Origin of the sequence: Micromonospora sp. DH13, assembly GCF_020873825.1 — a bacterium.
GTDB lineage: Bacteria > Actinomycetota > Actinomycetes > Mycobacteriales > Micromonosporaceae > Micromonospora > Micromonospora haikouensis.
In genome coordinates this window covers 1-1,277 of sequence record NZ_JAHWGR010000089.1, presented here as the reverse complement: position 1 = coordinate 1,277, position 1,277 = coordinate 1, and the positions used below count along the sequence as shown (strand labels likewise).

The 1,277-nt window shown below is 72.3% G+C and carries 1 protein-coding gene; it reads left to right on the top strand.

Translation table 11 applies throughout. The features are described from left to right. Positions 1-1,277, top strand: a 1,277-nt coding sequence (locus LPA42_RS33350) for a polyketide synthase dehydratase domain-containing protein (RefSeq protein WP_228987137.1), incomplete at both ends; no start/stop codon positions are given.

Sequence of the window (1,277 nt, the reverse complement as noted above, 5' to 3'; positions counted from 1 at the left end):
CCCCCCACCTCCCCACCTACCCCTTCCAACACCACCACTACTGGCTACACCCGACACCCGACACCTCGTCGGCCTCCGGCCAGAGCAGCACGGGCCATCCCCTGGTCGCCTCCGTCATCGAGCTGGCCGACGAGCGGGGACACGTCCTCACCGGTCAGGTCTCCACCACCACGCACCCGTGGCTGGCCGACCACGCGGTCTTCGGCACCGTCCTGCTGCCCGGCGCCGCGATGCTGGACATGGTGTTCCGCGCCGGCATCGAGGTCGGCTGCGAGCACGTCGAGGAACTGACGCTGCACGCGCCTCTTCTGATCGAGGAGGAGGCCGCCGTCCAGTTGCAGGTCGTGGTCGACGATCCGGACGACAGCGGCCGGCGCACCTTCGCGGTGTACTCCCGGCCCACCGGCGCCGACGCCACGACCCCCTGGACGCGGCACGCGGACGGTGCGCTCGCCTCGGCCGCTCCCGCGCCCGCTGCCATGAACCAGCCCGCCGCCTGGCCTCCCGCCGGCGCGACCCCGATCGACCTCACCGGCTCCTACGAGCAACTCGGCGCCAGGGGATACGACTACGGCCCGGCCTTCCGTGGGCTCCGGGCGGCGTGGCGATCGGGCGACGAGGTGTTCGCCGAGGTGAGTCTGCCCGAGTCGGAGCAGCCCAGCGCCCACCGGTTCTGCCTGCATCCCGCGCTGCTCGACGCCGCGCTGCACCCCGTCGCCCTGGGTCTCGTCGGTGAGCACGCCGCCGGCGCGCTGCCCTTCACCTGGAGCGGAGTGTCCCTGCACGCCGTCGAGGCGAGCAGCGTACGGGTCCGGCTGGCCCCCGCCGGGCCGAACGGCGTGACCGTGGCCATGACCGACGCCTCGGGCGCACCCGTCGCCACCGTCGACGCGCTGACTCTGCGCGCGGTCGACGTCACGCGCCTGCGGGGTGGCGTCTCACCGCTGCGGGTGGACTGGCCGGTCCTGGCGATGCCGAGCGCTCAGCCGGCGCAGCCCTGGCGTAAGGGCGTCGTGGTGGGGGCGGACCCGTTGGGTCTGTGCGAACGCTTCGAGGGTCTCACCGCCGCAGATGCGATTCCCGACGACGCATCGGTCGACATCATTTTCCTCCACTGTGGGTCCGACGGGGAGGACGGCGACTCGCTGGCGGCGGCTCATGCGGTGGCGGAACGCACCCTGCACCAACTCCAACAATGGCTCACCAACCCCCACCTCACCCACACCCACCTCGTCATCCTCACCCAACACGCCATCCCCACCACCCCCCACCAACCC